Source organism: Flavobacterium sp. WC2509, assembly GCF_052683105.1.
On the sequence record NZ_JBQZFG010000001.1, the window covers coordinates 3,487,368 to 3,503,250 of the forward strand.

Below are 15,883 nucleotides of genomic sequence, written 5' to 3' on the forward strand. Positions count from 1 at the left end.
TAAACTATTTATAGCTATGAGAAAACAATTATTCGCAATAAGCTTCACTTTATTACTAATTTCCCTTGGTTTCAATTATTTTTTGAAAACAGGATTTGTCTTTTCGACAATAATGGTAATTCTAATCATTGTTGGATATTACAATACCATTCAAAAAAAGCATACTATCCTTAGAAATTTTCCTGTTTTGGGATATTTTCGTTATTTATTCGAAATGATTGCTCCCGAAATTCAGCAATACTTTATAGAGCGTACTACTGATGGGAAACCATTTTCAAGAAATCAACGCTCCTTAGTGTATCAAAGAGCCAAAAATATTGATGCGACATCTCCGTTTGGAACCCAATTAGTTTTAAATCAATCGAGTTACGAAGGAATCAAGCATTCTATGTTTCCAGCGTCTGTCAATCATGAATTGCCTCGAGTTCTCGTTGGAGGACCAGATTGTGCACAACCGTATTCCGCTTCTTTACTGAATATTTCGGCGATGAGTTTTGGCTCTTTGAGCGAAAATGCAATTGTAGCACTCAATAAAGGCGCACAAAAAGGAAATTTTTATCACAACACAGGAGAAGGAGGCTTAACCGAATTTCATCAAAACGGTGCCGATATTACTTGGCAAATAGGAACAGGTTATTTTGGTTGCCGCAATAGCGAAGGTGGTTTTGATGCTGATAAATTTGCTGAAAAAGCGAATCTTCCAGCCGTAAAAATGATTGAGATTAAATTGTCACAAGGGGCAAAACCAGGTCATGGGGGAGTTCTTCCTGCTCAAAAAAACACGGAGCAAATTGCCAAAATAAGAGGAGTTGAACCACACACTACCATTCTTTCTCCGCCAAGTCACAGTGCTTTTCAAAATGCTAGGGAGTTGGTAGAATTCATTGCTCACTTGCGTGAATTGTCAAATGGGAAACCAATTGGTTTTAAATTATGTATCGGAGAAACTTCTGAATTTGAAGACCTTTGTAACGAAATGATTCATCATAATTGTTATCCCGATTTTATCACAGTCGATGGTGCCGAAGGAGGAACTGGAGCTGCACCGCTAGAATTTGCAGATGGTGTTGGAATGCCTTTTGAGCCAGCACTTATTTTTGTAAACAAAACATTAGTTCGCTTGGGAATCAGAGATAAAATAAGAGTGATTTGTAGTGGAAAAATTATTTCGGGTTATTCTATTCTACGTGCGATTGCATTGGGTGCCGATATGTGTAATTCGGCTCGTGGATTTATGTTCTCGTTGGGTTGTATTCAGGCTTTGCGTTGTAATAATAATGAATGTCCAACAGGAGTTGCTACCCAAAACAAAATGTTGATGAAAGGATTAGTTGTAACCGATAAATCCGAAAGAGTGTATCATTTTCATAAAAATACGTTACACGCTGCAAACGAACTTTTGGCAGCTGCCGGAAAAAACAGTTTTGGTGAAGTAGATATCAATATCTTTATGCGTGGTGATGAATTTGCACATCTATCAGATGCGTATTTTCCAGATAATTTAACGAATGTGACTAAACATTAAAATCGAATAAAATTGGGTTTTTAAAAAGACCTCTTTCAGAATTCTAAATTTTGAAAGAGGTCTTTTAAATAATAGATTGAACAACTAAGTAATTGATACCGTTTAATGTCGTGTTTTAAAATTGTATGAAATGTCAATATTTTGAATTTCAATAATTTACAACAATATTTATGCTTTTGACTTTACGACTTTTAAACTTTCGACTTATTTATAACCACTTCTTTCTTTTAAAATAAATAAAAGGAAGAATAGAAGAGCACAACATGGCAATCAACGCTATCGGATAGCCATAAGAAGTTTCGAGTTCTGGCATTTTTTCAAAATTCATTCCGTAGACTCCAGCTATGAGCGTTGGTAGTGAAATGCACACCGTTACAACCGTAAGCATTTTAAAAATATGGTTTTGCTCTAAATCAATTTTGTTTGAAATGTTTTCTTTCAAATCATCCAGACGATCAAAATTAAATTGGATATAATCGGAAACTACAGTAAGATCGTTTAAGTCCAATCTAATGTTTTCTTTTAATCCCATTTTTTGTGCCCAATTGCTTTTAATATACAATCTGAAAACTCTTGTGGTTTCTATAAGTAACTCTTTTACGAGCATATTACTGAAGTTGTATTCAGTGATACTATCCATTTCATTATTAGAGAATTGCTTCTCGATTAGAATGGTATTGGCAAGTATTTTAATCTTTCGAGCTAAATTTTCAGTAGTATCAGCAAAATAATCTGATATAAAACTGAACTGAAATTCTAAAATATCTTTTGATTCGTCTAATTCTCGCAAAGATTTGAATTTGTTTAAATACATTTTATTCAAAAAATTATCGAGATTAGAACTGGAAAACAAAAACAATCCTGACTGAGATATTATGATAAATATTGGCTCTTCAATTATTTTTTTGTCTCCATTATAACATGGAAATGAAAAATGAAAAGCAGCCTGATTTTGATTTTCTAAAAAGTGCGAACTTATCTCAATATCTTCAAAATGCTTCATGATAGTAAAATCAAGGCCGTAATTTTTCTCCAGCCAATTTATTTCTGAATCTCCATAATCAAGAAATTGCATAACATGAAAATCCAAATCTGAAAGTGGAAGTTCGTCGACACTTTGCACTTTATGAAATCTTTTATTTTTTAATAAAATTTCTATCATAATTATGTTTGGGATTAATAATTCTACTTTCTTTAAAAGCTAAAGGGTTGAGTTAAAAATAACGTTTTTTGTTTTACTAAATTATTATGGTATCAATTTCTTTAACAATAATATCGCCATCTTCTAGATATTGTATTTTGTTTTGCTCGATAGTATCATTTTCTAATAAATGAATTTTACGTAGTTCATCACCTAATTGAACTAATTTCCAAAATTTGATTCTATCAGTTTGAATAGGAATATTTAGGGAATCTGTTTTTTGAAATTCCTCGTATTTTTCACGATACGTTGATGAATGGAAAACTGCATAGTTATATTTGAGTAAGTCTTGCTGAGTAAAGCTTTCTTTAAATTCAGGTCGTACATCATTGCTATTTGCAAAACAAACGTTTTCTTCAGCTTCTTGTTGATTAATAAAAAGTAAGCCTAAACTACCGGCTATTTTTTGCGCCATTTCCTTATTTAAGAGAGAAAACTTTTCAGCTGTTTCTAAAAATATATTGAAAGGAATTGGTTTCATGGTGAAGATTTATGGTAGCTAATAAAAAAGCGTCTATTAAATGTAATAAATATAAGAATTTTTATTTTAAACACTTTTTTGAGTTTCAACATTGAAAGTGTTGTTTTGAAAGTTTTAAAAATGAAAAAGAGGGCTAAAAAAGCCCTCTTTCCCTTTGTACGTTCTGATTTATCATTATCTAACTTATACTCTAAACTCGGTATAGCTGACTATTGAGATACTTTTTCTAATACTTAAATATTTGTGATATTATATCTCAAGTAATTAATCAAAACCACAATCAAATTTACGATTTATTTTGGTTAAAACATTTAAAATAAGTATTTTAACTGTATTTTAACGTGGTGTGTTTTGCTGATATTTGCTATAGTTTTATTAGTAAAAAGAATAAGATTAAAATGTAAACTAAATCAATACTTTCACTACAATTTTATCCAAATCGTTCTCGCTAATCATTGGAGCGTGAACATCTTCTGGGAAAAATATCACAAATTGATTGGCTTGCAATTCAAAATAAGTGTCAGGCGCATCGCTAAAAAAGCGAACATCTTTTTCTGTATTATAATCTCCGTTTGGAGTAAGGCATTTTACTCTTGGTTTCCATAAAAAGCCTTCACTTCCGCTAACGCAAAACTGAATGTCGATGTTTTTGTCATGGCATTCAAATGTTTCTAAGCTTTTCTCTTTACTTTTCCCTTCTCCTTTGTAAGCAAACATTTTTACGCCCGCATTTTCATCTACCAAACCGTCTAAAGCTTCTTTGTCAGTTTGTTTTAAATAGTCAAAAGCAATTTTAAAGGAAGGATGTAATGTTTCGTATTGAGCTGAATTTTCTATAAAATCTATAATCATAATTTCTGTTGGATTGAATTAATTGAAATGTAAAATTAAGGCAGAATCAGGGATTATACAAATTAGTGTTTTCTTTAATTATTGGTTGCAAAAAACGTATTTTTGACTTCTTATTTAATGCTACTAATATGAAAATCGTTTTTGCTACCAATAACAAAAATAAAATAAAAGAAATACAAAGTATGTTGCCTCCAAGTATTGAAATTATCAGCTTGGAAAGCATTGGTTGTCATGAAGAAATTCCCGAAACTGCTGATACTATTGAAGGGAATGCTATCATGAAAGCCAATTATGTAACTGAAAAATATGGTTTTGATTGTTTTGCTGATGATACAGGGCTAGAGGTAGATGCCTTAAATGGGGAACCTGGAGTTTTTTCGGCGCGATATGCTGGTGAACAAAAATTGGCTGAAGATAATATGGAAAAATTACTTTTGAATTTGAAAAATGAAGCAAATAGAGAGGCTCAATTTAAGACAGTTATTACTTTAAATCTAAAAGGGGAGCAGTACTTGTTTACCGGAATTGCTCGTGGTGTAATCACTTTAGAAAAAATTGGAGATGAAGGTTTTGGCTATGATCCTATTTTTAGACCCGAAGGATACAAAGAAACGTTTGCACAACTTTCATTAGCAACTAAAAACACGATAAGTCATCGAGGGAAAGCAACTCAAAAGTTGATTTCTTTTTTAAATCAGAATTCGAACTAGGGATTGGTGTGTCTGCTTTTTTTGTAAACTTTTTAAAGGAATTTTAACCAAATGATAGTTACAATAAAATATAGTACATTTGGAATGCGTTATAGTTTTTCATTCAAATAAATTAATATGTTTAATATCAAAAAAGTACTTTTAGCTTCTCTTTTTTTATTTCCAATAGCTCATTACGGACAATATACAGATCAGATTAATTCCAATAGACCAGGCGAATCTATGTCGGCTTTTGCTGTAGGGAAAACGGTATTGCAAGTAGAAACTGGTGTTTTTGGAATTACAGAAGATCATAGTTTGTTGAGATATAATGCCAATGGATTTGGTATGGATTTTGAAGTGCGTTATGGTGCTTTTTTAGAAAATCTAGAATTTATTGCAGATGCGCAGTATGTAATTGAAACGTTTAATTATCCAATGAATGTTGTTGATAAATCAGATTTTAAGCAATCAGTTCTCGGGGCAAAATATTTAATTTATGATCCAAATAAAGGGTATAAAAGAGAACCAAACATTTACAGTTGGAAAAAAAATCATTCATTCAATTGGCACCAGCTTATTCCTGCTGTAGCCGTTTTTGGTGGAGCTAATTTTACACCAGCTGATAATCCTTATTATTTTACACCAGAATCGAGTATTTCTCCGAAAGCGGCTTTGATTTTACAAAACCATTTAGGTGATGGTTCGTGGGTTTTTGTTACTAATGTTATTTACAATTATATTGGCACAGATTATCCTAGCTTGAGTTATATTTTAACTTTGACAAAAGGATTTAACAAAAATTGGTCTGCTTTTATTGAAAATCAGGGAATAGACAGTGATTTTTATAGTGATGCTATTGTTCGTGGTGGTGCCGCTTATTTAATTAATAAAAATCTTCAAGTTGATGCCTCCATAAGTACCAATTTTAAAGATACTCCTTCCATGCTTTATGGAGGTGTAGGGGTTTCGTGGCGTTATGATGGAAGCTACAAAGAAGTACGTCTTTTGACTAAAGAAGAAGAAACGGCTAAAAAAATGGCTAAAAAAACGAATACTCAAAATGAATTTAAAAGTTCGAAGAAATAAAATAAATTAGCGTAAAAAATAATGATTACCATACAAGAAGCAAAGACTAAAAACGAGTTAATTGAATATATAAAATTTCCTTTTTCTTTATACAAAGACAATCCGTATTGGGTTCCACCAATAATTTTGGATGAGTTAGCTACTTTTGATAAAACCAAAAATCCTGCTTTTCAGAGTGCTGAGGCTACTTTTTATTTAGCGTACAAAGACAATGTGATTGTTGGTAGAATCGCAGCGATTATCAATTGGGATGAGGTGAATCACCAACAAAAAAAGAAAGTTCGTTTTGGTTGGTTTGACGTTATCGATGATATTGAAGTAACAAAAGCATTGCTTGAAAAAGTATATGAATTGGGTCGTAATAATAATCTGGAATATGTAGAAGGTCCGATGGGATTTTCTAATCTGGATAAAGTTGGAGTTCTAACGGAAGGTTTCGATGAATTAGGAACCATGATTACCTGGTACAATCATCCTTATTACGCTGCACATTTTGAAGAATTAGGATACGTGACAGAAAAAGAATATGTCGAAAATAAATTTCCTTTTGCGAATGCCAAACCCGAGTTTTTTGAAAAAATTAATGAGTTAGTTAAAAAAAGATACCAACTTACGCCAATTAATTTTAAATCGACTAAAGCTGTAATGCCTTATGTAGATAAAATGTTTGATTTGTTTAATGAATCATATGCAAAATTATCTTCATTTGTTGCTATTTCAGATGTTCAAAAAGAATATTTCAAGAATAAATACATCAGTTTTATCAATCCCGAATATATAAAGTATGTAGAGGATAAAGACGGTAAACTTGTCGCTTTTGCAATTGTAATGCCAAGTTTTTCTAAAGCACTTCAAAAAGCGAATGGAAAATTATTTCCTTTCGGTTTTTTACATTTATTAAAAGCCAAACGCAGTAGTAAAGATGTTTTGTTTTATCTTATTGGAGTGCATCCGGATTACCAAAACAAAGGAGTAACAGCAGTTATTTTTAATGAATATCATAAGACTTTCACCGAAAACGGAGTAGAAAATTGTTATAGAACACCTGAATTAGCAGATAATATCGCTATTCAATTGATATGGAAAAATTTTAATCCTGTGATTCATTGTAGAAGAAAGACTTTTAGAAAAGAATTGTAAGTTTTTAATTTACCGCAAAGTTCGCAAGGTTTTTACGCTAGGTACGCAAAGCTTTGCGGACTTTGAGTTTTCCTTTTTCTTGCGAACTTTGCGGTTAAATTAAACACAAAAAAAAGAGGTTGTCTAAAAAAATTAGGCAACCTCTTTTATGTTTTTGTTTTATTTTTTAAATATCGTCAAATTCGATATCAGTAAAACTAGAAGTGCTAGGTACGCCTTCTTCGTCAGTTTTGTCTAAAGCATATTCTTTTTTGAAATCTTTTTGGTGTCTTTCAGATATTACTTCTTCGCCTTTATGGTTTAAAACATAAGAGGTCATATCTTCTAAAATCTCTGAAAATGCAGTAAAATCTTCTTTGTATAAGTAGATTTTATGTTTTTTGAAGTGGAAAGAACCATCCTCTTCTGTGAATTTTTTGCTTTCAGTTATTGTAATATAATAATCATCAGCTTTAGTAGCTCTAACATCAAAGAAATACGTTCTTCTTCCAGCTCTTAAAACTTTTGAGAATATTTCTTCTTTTTCTAACATATCATTTTCTCTCATAATCTTTTCGTCATTTTTTATTTAATAGCAATCAAAAATCATAAAAATATATGTATTATACAACAATTACAGCAATTCTTTTTCCGAAAGTTGCTTTAAATACAGCGCTGCATAATGACCTTCTTGGTTTATTAATTGATTATGAGAACCTTGTTCAATTATCTTGCCATCTTCTAAAATGATAATTTTATCGGCATTTTTGGCAGAAGATACTCTGTGACTAACAATTATAGTAGTTTTATCTTTACATATCTCGTAAAGGTTGTTTAGAATTGCTTCTTCGGTCTCAGTATCGACGGCAGATAAGCAATCATCAAAAAGTAAAATGGCAGGGTTTTTTATAATGGCTCTTGCAATAGAAACACGTTGCTTTTGACCACCAGATAATGTAATTCCTCTTTCACCTAATATCGTATCATATCCATTATTGAAACCAATAATATTTTCATGTACAACGGCGCTTTTTGCTGCGTTTTCGACTTCTTCATCGGTAGCATTTTCTTTGCCAAATTTTATGTTGTTTTTGATGGTGTCAGAGAATAAGAAAGCATCCTGAGGAACAACCCCAATACTGTTTCGTAAATCAAATAAATTAACCTGACTGATTTCATTATTATCAATCAAAATTTCTCCATTGGTAACATCGTATAATCGAGAGAGTAGTGCTAAAATGGTAGATTTTCCAGATCCAGTTTTTCCTAAAATTGCGAGAGTTTCTCCTTTGTGTACTGTGAAAGTTACGTTTTGAAGTGCTTTTATTTGAGTGTCTTCGTAAGTAAAACTTACATTGTTGAATGTAATAGTACCTTCTATTTTGAATCGATTTGGATTTTTATTTTGAATTTCGGGAACTATTTTCAAAAATTCATTGAGTCTTTTTTGCGAAGCTTCAGCTTCTTGAACCATAGACGAAACCCATCCCAATGAGGCAACAGGCCAAGTTAACATGTTGACATATAGAATAAACTCTGCAATAGTTCCTATGCTTTTGATGGTGCCATCTATGTACATTAAACCTCCAAAATAAATAACTACTAAGTTACTTACGCCAATTAAAGCAATCATTAAAGGGCCAAAAAGTGACTGCACTTTGGCAAGGCTCAAACTTTTGCTTTTACTTTCATTGGCTAAATCAGTAATGTTGTCTTGATGCTGATCTTCTAAAGAATAGGCTTTTATCACTCTAATTCCAGAGAAAACTTCTTGAGTATAACTGGATACTTTTGATAAATACTGCTGAAAAGTCGTGGATTTTTTATTGATTTCAGAGCTTAATTTGAATATACAAAAGGACAGTAGGGGTAAGGGTAGTATGGTGTATAAAGTTAGTGTTGGAGAAACATTGTACATATATCCAATTACGATAGCAAAACGTATAAAAGTGTTTATAGTATACATCACCGCGGGTCCAACATACATACGAACTTTTGATACATCTTCGCTAATACGATTCATTAAATCGCCTGTTCTGTTTTGTTTGTAAAAGTTCTGAGATAGTTTTTCGTATTGATGAAAGACTTCGTTTTTTAAATCAAATTCGATATGACGAGACATTACAATAAGTGTTTGTCTCATGAGGAAAGTCAAAAATCCTGCAATAATCGTAGTTGCAATAATTAATAAAATATTCGAAATCAATTGCTGGCTTATAATACTATGGTCAACAGAATTGCTTTTGGAAAAGGCTTCTATTTCATTAAAAGATTTGCTAATGAGCTTCGGAGTAAATAAAGAAAAAATTTGTGCGATTATAGTGATAATAATACCAAGAGAAAAGCTGAATTTATATTTGATGAAATATTTATTTAAATAGCGTAATTCTTTCATAATTATGAGGGATTCGATATTGAATTGTTTTTATTCTTTAACTTAATGTTTAAGTTTTAACATTTGCATTGAAATAAATATTTTGGGTTTTATTATTAAATATTTATTTTTAAGTAAATTAATTATTGTATGTTTATTTTTTATGTATGTTTGAAGTGTATTTTTAACGAATTCGTATTTTTTAACTAAATAAAAATAGTACTATGGATGCTAATGTTACAACTGTAAAAGAACTTCAAAAAATGGATCCTGTTTTTGGACAATTGTCTTTTAATGATCATGAGCAAATTGTTTTTTGCAATGACAAAGATACAGGATTAAAAGCAATTATTGGTATTCATAATTCGACTATGGGGCCAGCATTAGGGGGTACTCGTATGTTTAATTATGCTAACGAATGGGAGGCTTTGAATGATGTTTTGCGTCTTTCGAGAGGGATGACGTATAAAGCAGCTATCACGGGATTGAATATTGGTGGAGGTAAAGCAGTTATTATAGGTGATGCCAAAACTCAAAAAACGCCTGAATTGATGCTTAAATTTGGTGAATTTGTTCATTCACTAAGCGGAAGATATATTACTGCAGAAGATGTTGGAATGGAAACATCTGATATGGATTTAGTAAGAGATGTGACTCCTTATGTTGCTGGTATTTCTGAGGAAAGAGGCGGGTCAGGTAATCCATCGCCAGTTACAGCTTACGGTGTGTATATGGGGATGAAAGCTGCTGCGAAACAGCAATTTGGTTCAGAGAAATTAGAAGGTAAAAAAGTATTAGTTCAAGGTATTGGTCACGTAGGAGAAACTTTAGTGGAGTATTTGACTAAAGAAGGGGCGCAAGTATTTATTACTGATATCAATGAAGAAAGATTATATCAAGTAGCCTCTAAGTATAATGCGCAAGTATTTACAGGAGATGATTTGTATAGTGCAGATGTTGATATTTATGCGCCTTGTGCGATGGGAGCCACTATCAATGATGAGACTGTAAACAAAATAAAAGCAAAAGTGATTGCTGGTGCAGCGAATAATCAATTGGCAAATGAGAATACGCATGGTTTAATCTTGCAGGAAAGAGGGATTCTTTATGCTCCTGATTTCTTAATTAACGCTGGTGGTATTATCAATGTGTATGCTGAAATTGAGCATTATGATAAAAATGAGGCAATGCGTCGAACCGAAAATATTTACAATACTACATTGGAAATTTTTGATTATGCTGTTGCAAAAGGTATTACTACTCACCAAGCAGCGTTGACTATTGCTCAAAATCGTATCGATTTGAGAAAAATAGAGAACAATAAGTAGTGATCAGTGGTCAGTTTTTGAGTATTCAGTTTTGAAAGTCTGAGTATTCCGTTTTAAAGAGTGTTCAGTGTTTTTATTTTAAAAATGCTGAACACTTTTTTTTATGTCCAAAATACGGAACACTGCTTCCTGAATACTGATCACTGCATACTGATTACTTTTTTCAAATAAAGCGACTATAAATTTTCATTTAAGAGATGAAAGTATTAATTTTGCAGGCTAATTTAAAAAGTTCTTACAAGGTGGTAAATAGAAGACACATTCGAGTTAAAGTCATGCAATCCATTTATGCAATGCATCAAAATGGTTCTGATAATTTGGAAAAAGAAGAGAAATTCCTTTTTTACAGTATTGACGCAATTCAAGATTTATACCTTATTATGCTTTCTTCGTTAATAGAAATTTGCAAAAAAGAAACCATTTTTTTACATCTTTCAAGTCAAAAGCATTTGGCTACCAAAGAAGAACGTAATCCTAATGAAAAATTCATTAAAAACAGCGTTTTTCAAATCCTTGCAGAGAACAATTCCCTTAGTATTGCTTTAGAAAACCGTTCGATTAATAACTGGGCTCAAAATGATGATTACATAATTTTGTTGCTTAATGCTATTAAAGAAAGTGAAGTGTATGCAAAATACATGAGTAATAGCGTGAATACATTTGAGGAAGATAAAGCTTTTATAGTGGATATTTTTTCAGAAGTTATTGTTCCAAATGAAAAATTATACGATTATCTTGAAGATGATAAATTAACTTGGATCGATGATATTCCTTTGGTAAATACGCATATCATCAAACAATTGAAAGCGATTAAGCAAGGTGAGGATGATAATTTTAGAGTTCCAAAATTATACAAAGACAATGAGGACAGAGATTATGTAAAAGATTTGTTTAGAAGAACAGTCTTGAACGAGTCTGAATTAGCTAAAGAATACGTTGATAAAACTCCAAACTGGGACAGTGAACGTATTGCCGAAATTGATACGATTATCCTTAAAATGGCAATTTGTGAATTTTTGAAATTTCCATCTATTCCTGTAAAAGTAACTTTGAATGAATATTTAGAGTTAGCCAAAGAATATTCAACTCCAAAAAGTAGTATTTTCATTAATGGAATTTTGGATAATTTGGTTAAAGAGCTTGAGGGAAATAAAAGAATCGTAAAAATCGGGAGAGGTTTGATGTAATAGTGTTTCTTTAAAAGGCAACTTCATTTCTATTAAATATAAACAAAATTAACAAATATTAAATTTTAAATTATGGGACAAATACAACAGTTTTTACCGTTTTTATTGATGTTCGTGGTTATTTATTTCTTCATGATTCGTCCACAACAAAAAAGAGCTAAAAACGAAAAAGAATTTGAAAGCGGCTTAAAAGTAGGAGATAAAATAATTACAAAAAGTGGAATTCACGGTAAAGTTGTTGAACTTGCTGAAACAACTGTAATTATTGAAACTATGTCAGGAAAATTGAAAATGGAACGTTCTTCAATTTCTTTGGAATTGAGCGCTACTTTGAACAAAAAAGCATAGTTAAAAAATATAAATTTAAAATCCCAAATTCCGATTTACTAATTGGAATTTGGGATTTTTTTTTTGAACTTATTTCTTTTTATTCTTCTTATTCTTTTTTGATTTTTTAGCTTTCGCTTTTTTCTTTTTGCCTTTGGCTTTCAGTTTTGCTTTTTTAGCTTTATCTTTTTTCTTTTTCTTAGCTTTTTTTCCTTGTTTCTTAGCTTTGGCTTTTTTGTCGTTCTTTTTTGATTTCCCTTTGTTTTTTTTCTTCTTTTTCTTCTTTTTTTCTTTTGCTGGCGTTTTCTCAGCTTTTACTTCTTCTATTTCGATTTCTTCAATTACTATTTTTGCAACTTCAGTTGGTGTAGGTGTAACTTTGGCTCTGCTTGGTCTCACTGTAGTTGTTTTTGCAACGGCAGGCTTTACTACAGCAGGTTTTGCAACTGCGGGTTTTGCAACTGCGGGTTTTGCAACAGTTGATTTTATAGCTGTTGGTTTTGTAGCAACAGTTTTAGCAGCAGTACTTCTTCTTGTAGCGGCAGGTTTTGCAATAGTTGGTTTTGGGGCAGTAGTTCTGGCAGTTCTCGGTCTTGCAATTGGTTTTGCAGCCGTTGTTTCTGTAGTTTCAGAATTTTCACTTTTTGTAGACTCTAGAGGACTTTCTTTTTCCGGAGTAATCTTCACTTCTGGTTCTTCTTTTTTTTCTATCATAATGGTATAATTAAAAATGAGTTATGTTTTATTGAAGCAGGAAAAGATGTGGTTTTTTTGTTTTATTGAATTGTTTTTATGTGTATTAACAAATATAACGAATGTTTAGATGTCTTGATGTTAATTTTTTGTTGATGTTTTTTAAAACAAAAATGCCTCATTACAAATCTAATCTGTGATGAGGCATTTTGTAAAAAGAGATTTTAAACTATCGATATTTGTCATTTAGACCAATATTTTCTAGGATCATTGGTTTTATTTTTTCTATTCTCGAGCGTTTAGTTTCTTCCCGTTTGGCAGTTTCTATGTATTCTATAAATTCCTTTTGCTTATAAGGGCTGAATTGTAAAAAAGAATCATTCAATTGCATGTTATCATCAAGTTCTTTTTGTAAAAGCTCTGGAATTACAATTGCTTCTTTTGTTTTGACAGGTTTAATGATTTTGCCTTGTTCTTCGTTTTCTATAGCTTCTTTAATATAGCTTAGAATTTCGTCTTCGATGATTTCTTCTTTAGTTGTAAATCTCCATTGACGCAATGATTTGGTAACTCCTTCATTAGCATTAATCAAATGTTTTTTGTCATCTTTGAGATAAGCACCATTGAAAAACCAAATAGAGAAAAAGTTTTTAAAACCTCCAATACCTATAACATTTTTGTTGTTAAGTACATAGATGCAACCTCCCCATTTATTGGTTTCAACCAAAGTTGTTTTTGCTATAATTGTTTTTAAAATATCCAATTCAGCTTCCCAATGATTAATCATATCCATGCTGTAGTGATTTAGTTTTTGTTATTTTTTTGCTGTGGTTTCTTTTTTTAGATAATCACCTTTAGCAGTCAATTCGGCTATTCTTACAATTACGTTCACTGCTTTTTGCATACTTTCTACAGGTACATATTCGTATTTTCCATGAAAGTTATGACCACCAGCAAATATGTTTGGACATGGTAATCCTTTATACGATAATTGGCAGCCATCCGTTCCGCCTCTAATTGGTTTGATGATTGGTTTAATTCCAAGTTCTTTCATGGCTGTTTCGGCGATGTTGACAATATGTTTTACAGGAACGACCTTTTCTTTCATATTGTAATATTGATCTTTGACATCAGCAATAACAATATCTTCTCCAAATTGTTTAGCAAACTGTTTGTTGAATTTTCTAGTTATTTTATGGATTAATTCTTTTCGTTTTTCAAATTTCAATTTGTTATGATCTCGAATAATTAGTTCTAAAACAGTTTCTTCGATACTTCCTGATAAATGATGAACATGGAAAAAACCTTGATATCCTCTGGTTTCTTGTGGTGTTTCTTTTTTAGGTAATTCGTTGATAAAATCATTTGCGATAAGCATTGAATTAATCATTTTCCCTTTAGCATAACCAGGATGAACACTTTTTCCTTTGAAAGTAATTTTGGCACCAGCAGCGTTGAAATTTTCAAATTCCAATTCTCCTACTTGGCTTCCATCCATGGTATAAGCCCATTCTGCTCCAAATTTATCAACATCAAAATAATGCGCTCCACGGCCAATTTCTTCGTCTGGAGTGAATCCAATTCTGATTTTTCCGTGTTTGATTTCGGGATTGTTGATTAGGAATTCCATAGCAGTTACAATTTCAGTAATTCCTGCTTTGTCATCTGCACCTAACAATGTTGTACCGTCTGTTGTAATTAATGTTTGTCCTTTATATTGTAGTAAATCCTTGAAATAAGATGGAGATAAAATGATGTTTTTATCAGCATTTAATACAATGTCTTTACCATCATAATTTGGAATAATTTGTGGCTTTATATTCGCTCCTGAAAAATCTGGAGAAGTATCAAAATGGGAGATAAACCCAATTGTAGGGACTTCATGAGTAACATTGCTAGGAAGTGTCGCCATAATATATGCTTTGTCGTCGATAGTTACCTCTTCTAGTCCAATTTGTTTTAATTCTTCGACTAATTTATTGGCTAAATCCCATTGTTTTGCAGTACTTGGGGTTGTGTCTGAATTAGCATCTGATTCAGTATCTATTGTTACGTAACTTACAAAACGGTCAATTATATGTTGCATGGTATTGTTTTTTTGGGTAAAGATAGACATTTTTAAAAAGTGAATACCATTGTGTTTGTAGTGCTTAATTTTGTTGAATTTGAGAATAAAAAAAATCCGTTGAAAAACGGATTTTTAATTTAAACGGGTTAAGTTTAAGTTTTGTTTTAGTCGTGAAGTAATTATTTTACTGCTGATTTTTCGGCAGCTATTTTAGCTTGAGCGGCGGCTGCTTTTTGAGCTTCGGCTTCAGCTTTAGCAATTTGTTCTTCTAATTTTGTTGATTTTTGCAAAGACAATCTTGCTGATTCAGCTAATTGTTTGTCAGCTTCTTCTTTTTCCTTTTTTAGTTTTTCAACTTCTTTTGCTAATTTCTCTTCAGCATCTTTAGCAGCTGCAGCTTCTTTTTTATAGGTAGCTATTTTTTCTTTAGAAATTTTTTCAGCTTCATCGGCAGCTTTTTTATCAGCTTCGGCTTGTAATTTTGCGGCTACAGCTGCTTCTTTTGCTGATTTGTTTGCTGCATCTTTGGCGGCTTCAGCAGCTTTTTTATCAGCTTCAGCTTGCGCTTTTTCAGCAGTAGCTTTGTCTTTTGCAGCTTTTGCTTCAGCTTCTTTTACTTCGGCAGCATATTTTGCTTCAGCTATTTTTGCTTCAGCCGCATTTTTTTCTGCAGCTTTTTGTGCTTCATCTGCTGCTTTTTTATCAGCTTCAGCTTTTATTTTAGCATTTTTTTTGTCAACTTCTAGTTTAGCTAAATAAGCTTTTTCCTGTTCTTTTAATTCTTGTATTTGTTTTTTATAATCAATTGGAGCGGCGGCAGCGTTAGTTGTAGTGTTTGTTGAAGTAGATTCTGTACTTGCGGTTTCTTGAGCAAAAAAAGTTTGTGAAAACACTATTAATACAATAACGAGAGGTAATTTTAGATTCATAATTCTGGTTTTTTGAATGAT

Annotated in this window: 16 protein-coding genes; 7 read left to right on the forward strand and 9 right to left on the reverse strand. The window is 31.8% G+C overall.

Going from position 1 to position 15,883, the window contains the following annotated elements:
- Positions 1-16: 16 nt before the first annotated feature.
- Positions 17-1,525 (forward strand): FMN-binding glutamate synthase family protein, encoded by a 1,509-nt coding sequence (locus ACUN3A_RS14580; RefSeq protein ID WP_445552009.1) that lies wholly within the window; start codon positions 17-19, stop codon positions 1,523-1,525.
- A 208-nt stretch (positions 1,526-1,733) separates the two neighbouring features.
- On the opposite strand, the gene ACUN3A_RS14585 is transcribed toward ACUN3A_RS14580, so the two are convergent.
- From ACUN3A_RS14585 to ACUN3A_RS14595, 3 genes are all read right to left on the reverse strand, one after another.
- A complete protein-coding gene (locus ACUN3A_RS14585; RefSeq protein ID WP_445552010.1) occupies positions 1,734-2,687 on the reverse strand; it encodes a CorA family divalent cation transporter in 954 nt (317 codons plus the stop codon).
- 76 nt (positions 2,688-2,763) lie between these two features.
- Positions 2,764-3,207: a type ISP restriction/modification enzyme gene (locus ACUN3A_RS14590; RefSeq protein WP_445552011.1), complete on the reverse strand. Its 444-nt coding sequence runs from the start codon at positions 3,205-3,207 to the stop codon at positions 2,764-2,766.
- Positions 3,208-3,612: 405 nt separating this feature from the next.
- The gene (locus ACUN3A_RS14595) at positions 3,613-4,059 is read right to left on the reverse strand and encodes a YhcH/YjgK/YiaL family protein (protein WP_445552012.1); all 447 of its coding nucleotides are present in this window, start codon (positions 4,057-4,059) and stop codon (positions 3,613-3,615) included.
- Between the two features lie 128 nt (positions 4,060-4,187).
- On the opposite strand from ACUN3A_RS14595, the gene ACUN3A_RS14600 reads away from it, so the two are divergent.
- From ACUN3A_RS14600 to ACUN3A_RS14610, 3 genes are all read left to right on the forward strand, one after another.
- Positions 4,188-4,769: a non-canonical purine NTP diphosphatase gene (locus ACUN3A_RS14600; RefSeq protein WP_445552013.1), complete on the forward strand. Its 582-nt coding sequence runs from the start codon at positions 4,188-4,190 to the stop codon at positions 4,767-4,769.
- A gap of 117 nt (positions 4,770-4,886) precedes the next feature.
- On the forward strand, positions 4,887-5,837 hold the full coding sequence (locus ACUN3A_RS14605) for a transporter (RefSeq protein ID WP_445552014.1): 951 nt from the start codon (positions 4,887-4,889) through the stop codon (positions 5,835-5,837).
- Between the two features lie 21 nt (positions 5,838-5,858).
- Positions 5,859-6,977, forward strand: a complete 1,119-nt coding sequence (locus tag ACUN3A_RS14610) for a GTP cyclohydrolase (protein WP_445552015.1) — start codon at positions 5,859-5,861, stop codon at positions 6,975-6,977.
- Between the two features lie 166 nt (positions 6,978-7,143).
- On the opposite strand, the gene ACUN3A_RS14615 is transcribed toward ACUN3A_RS14610, so the two are convergent.
- Together ACUN3A_RS14615 and ACUN3A_RS14620 are read right to left on the reverse strand one after the other, a co-directional pair.
- Positions 7,144-7,524 (reverse strand): PUR family DNA/RNA-binding protein, encoded by a 381-nt coding sequence (locus ACUN3A_RS14615; protein WP_445552016.1) that lies wholly within the window; start codon positions 7,522-7,524, stop codon positions 7,144-7,146.
- A gap of 66 nt (positions 7,525-7,590) precedes the next feature.
- Positions 7,591-9,351 (reverse strand): ABC transporter ATP-binding protein, encoded by a 1,761-nt coding sequence (locus tag ACUN3A_RS14620; protein ID WP_445552017.1) that lies wholly within the window; start codon positions 9,349-9,351, stop codon positions 7,591-7,593.
- Between the two features lie 203 nt (positions 9,352-9,554).
- Here ACUN3A_RS14620 and ACUN3A_RS14625 point away from each other — a divergent pair, with 203 nt between their 5' ends.
- The 3 genes from ACUN3A_RS14625 (at position 9,555) to yajC (ending at position 12,193) form a co-directional block, all read left to right on the forward strand.
- Positions 9,555-10,658 (forward strand): Glu/Leu/Phe/Val family dehydrogenase, encoded by a 1,104-nt coding sequence (locus ACUN3A_RS14625; protein ID WP_445552018.1) that lies wholly within the window; start codon positions 9,555-9,557, stop codon positions 10,656-10,658.
- 275 nt (positions 10,659-10,933) lie between these two features.
- Positions 10,934-11,845, forward strand: a complete 912-nt coding sequence (gene nusB, locus ACUN3A_RS14630; RefSeq protein WP_445552841.1) for a transcription antitermination factor NusB — start codon at positions 10,934-10,936, stop codon at positions 11,843-11,845.
- A 72-nt stretch (positions 11,846-11,917) separates the two neighbouring features.
- Complete coding sequence (gene yajC / locus ACUN3A_RS14635; protein WP_445552019.1) at positions 11,918-12,193, forward strand: preprotein translocase subunit YajC; 276 nt, start codon at positions 11,918-11,920, stop codon at positions 12,191-12,193.
- Between the two features lie 69 nt (positions 12,194-12,262).
- Here yajC and ACUN3A_RS14640 read toward each other — a convergent pair whose 3' ends face one another.
- The 4 genes from ACUN3A_RS14640 to ACUN3A_RS14655 form a co-directional block, all read right to left on the reverse strand.
- On the reverse strand, positions 12,263-12,886 hold the full coding sequence (locus tag ACUN3A_RS14640; RefSeq protein ID WP_445552020.1) for a hypothetical protein: 624 nt from the start codon (positions 12,884-12,886) through the stop codon (positions 12,263-12,265).
- Between the two features lie 208 nt (positions 12,887-13,094).
- A complete protein-coding gene (locus ACUN3A_RS14645) occupies positions 13,095-13,658 on the reverse strand; it encodes a YdeI/OmpD-associated family protein (RefSeq protein WP_445552021.1) in 564 nt (187 codons plus the stop codon).
- A 21-nt stretch (positions 13,659-13,679) separates the two neighbouring features.
- Positions 13,680-14,951, reverse strand: coding sequence for a peptidase T (gene pepT, locus ACUN3A_RS14650; protein ID WP_445552022.1), 1,272 nt, complete (start codon positions 14,949-14,951; stop codon positions 13,680-13,682).
- Between the two features lie 161 nt (positions 14,952-15,112).
- On the reverse strand, positions 15,113-15,862 hold the full coding sequence (locus ACUN3A_RS14655) for a hypothetical protein (protein ID WP_445552023.1): 750 nt from the start codon (positions 15,860-15,862) through the stop codon (positions 15,113-15,115).
- Positions 15,863-15,883 lie beyond the last annotated feature (21 nt).

Excerpts from the sequence above, each read along its gene's own strand:
- ACUN3A_RS14580 (WP_445552009.1), top strand. The coding sequence starts at position 17 with ATGAGAAAACAATTATTCGCAATAAGCTTCACTTTATTACTAATTTCC.
- ACUN3A_RS14585 (WP_445552010.1), bottom strand. The coding sequence starts at position 2,687 with ATGATAGAAATTTTATTAAAAAATAAAAGATTTCATAAAGTGCAAAGT.
- ACUN3A_RS14590 (WP_445552011.1), bottom strand. The coding sequence starts at position 3,207 with ATGAAACCAATTCCTTTCAATATATTTTTAGAAACAGCTGAAAAGTTT.
- ACUN3A_RS14595 (WP_445552012.1), bottom strand. The coding sequence starts at position 4,059 with ATGATTATAGATTTTATAGAAAATTCAGCTCAATACGAAACATTACAT.
- ACUN3A_RS14600 (WP_445552013.1), top strand. The coding sequence starts at position 4,188 with ATGAAAATCGTTTTTGCTACCAATAACAAAAATAAAATAAAAGAAATA.
- ACUN3A_RS14605 (WP_445552014.1), top strand. The coding sequence starts at position 4,887 with ATGTTTAATATCAAAAAAGTACTTTTAGCTTCTCTTTTTTTATTTCCA.
- ACUN3A_RS14610 (WP_445552015.1), top strand. The coding sequence starts at position 5,859 with ATGATTACCATACAAGAAGCAAAGACTAAAAACGAGTTAATTGAATAT.
- ACUN3A_RS14615 (WP_445552016.1), bottom strand. The coding sequence starts at position 7,524 with ATGAGAGAAAATGATATGTTAGAAAAAGAAGAAATATTCTCAAAAGTT.
- ACUN3A_RS14620 (WP_445552017.1), bottom strand. The coding sequence starts at position 9,351 with ATGAAAGAATTACGCTATTTAAATAAATATTTCATCAAATATAAATTC.
- ACUN3A_RS14625 (WP_445552018.1), top strand. The coding sequence starts at position 9,555 with ATGGATGCTAATGTTACAACTGTAAAAGAACTTCAAAAAATGGATCCT.
- nusB (WP_445552841.1), top strand. The coding sequence starts at position 10,934 with ATGCAATCCATTTATGCAATGCATCAAAATGGTTCTGATAATTTGGAA.
- yajC (WP_445552019.1), top strand. The coding sequence starts at position 11,918 with ATGGGACAAATACAACAGTTTTTACCGTTTTTATTGATGTTCGTGGTT.
- ACUN3A_RS14640 (WP_445552020.1), bottom strand. The coding sequence starts at position 12,886 with ATGATAGAAAAAAAAGAAGAACCAGAAGTGAAGATTACTCCGGAAAAA.
- ACUN3A_RS14645 (WP_445552021.1), bottom strand. The coding sequence starts at position 13,658 with ATGGATATGATTAATCATTGGGAAGCTGAATTGGATATTTTAAAAACA.
- pepT (WP_445552022.1), bottom strand. The coding sequence starts at position 14,951 with ATGCAACATATAATTGACCGTTTTGTAAGTTACGTAACAATAGATACT.
- ACUN3A_RS14655 (WP_445552023.1), bottom strand. The coding sequence starts at position 15,862 with ATGAATCTAAAATTACCTCTCGTTATTGTATTAATAGTGTTTTCACAA.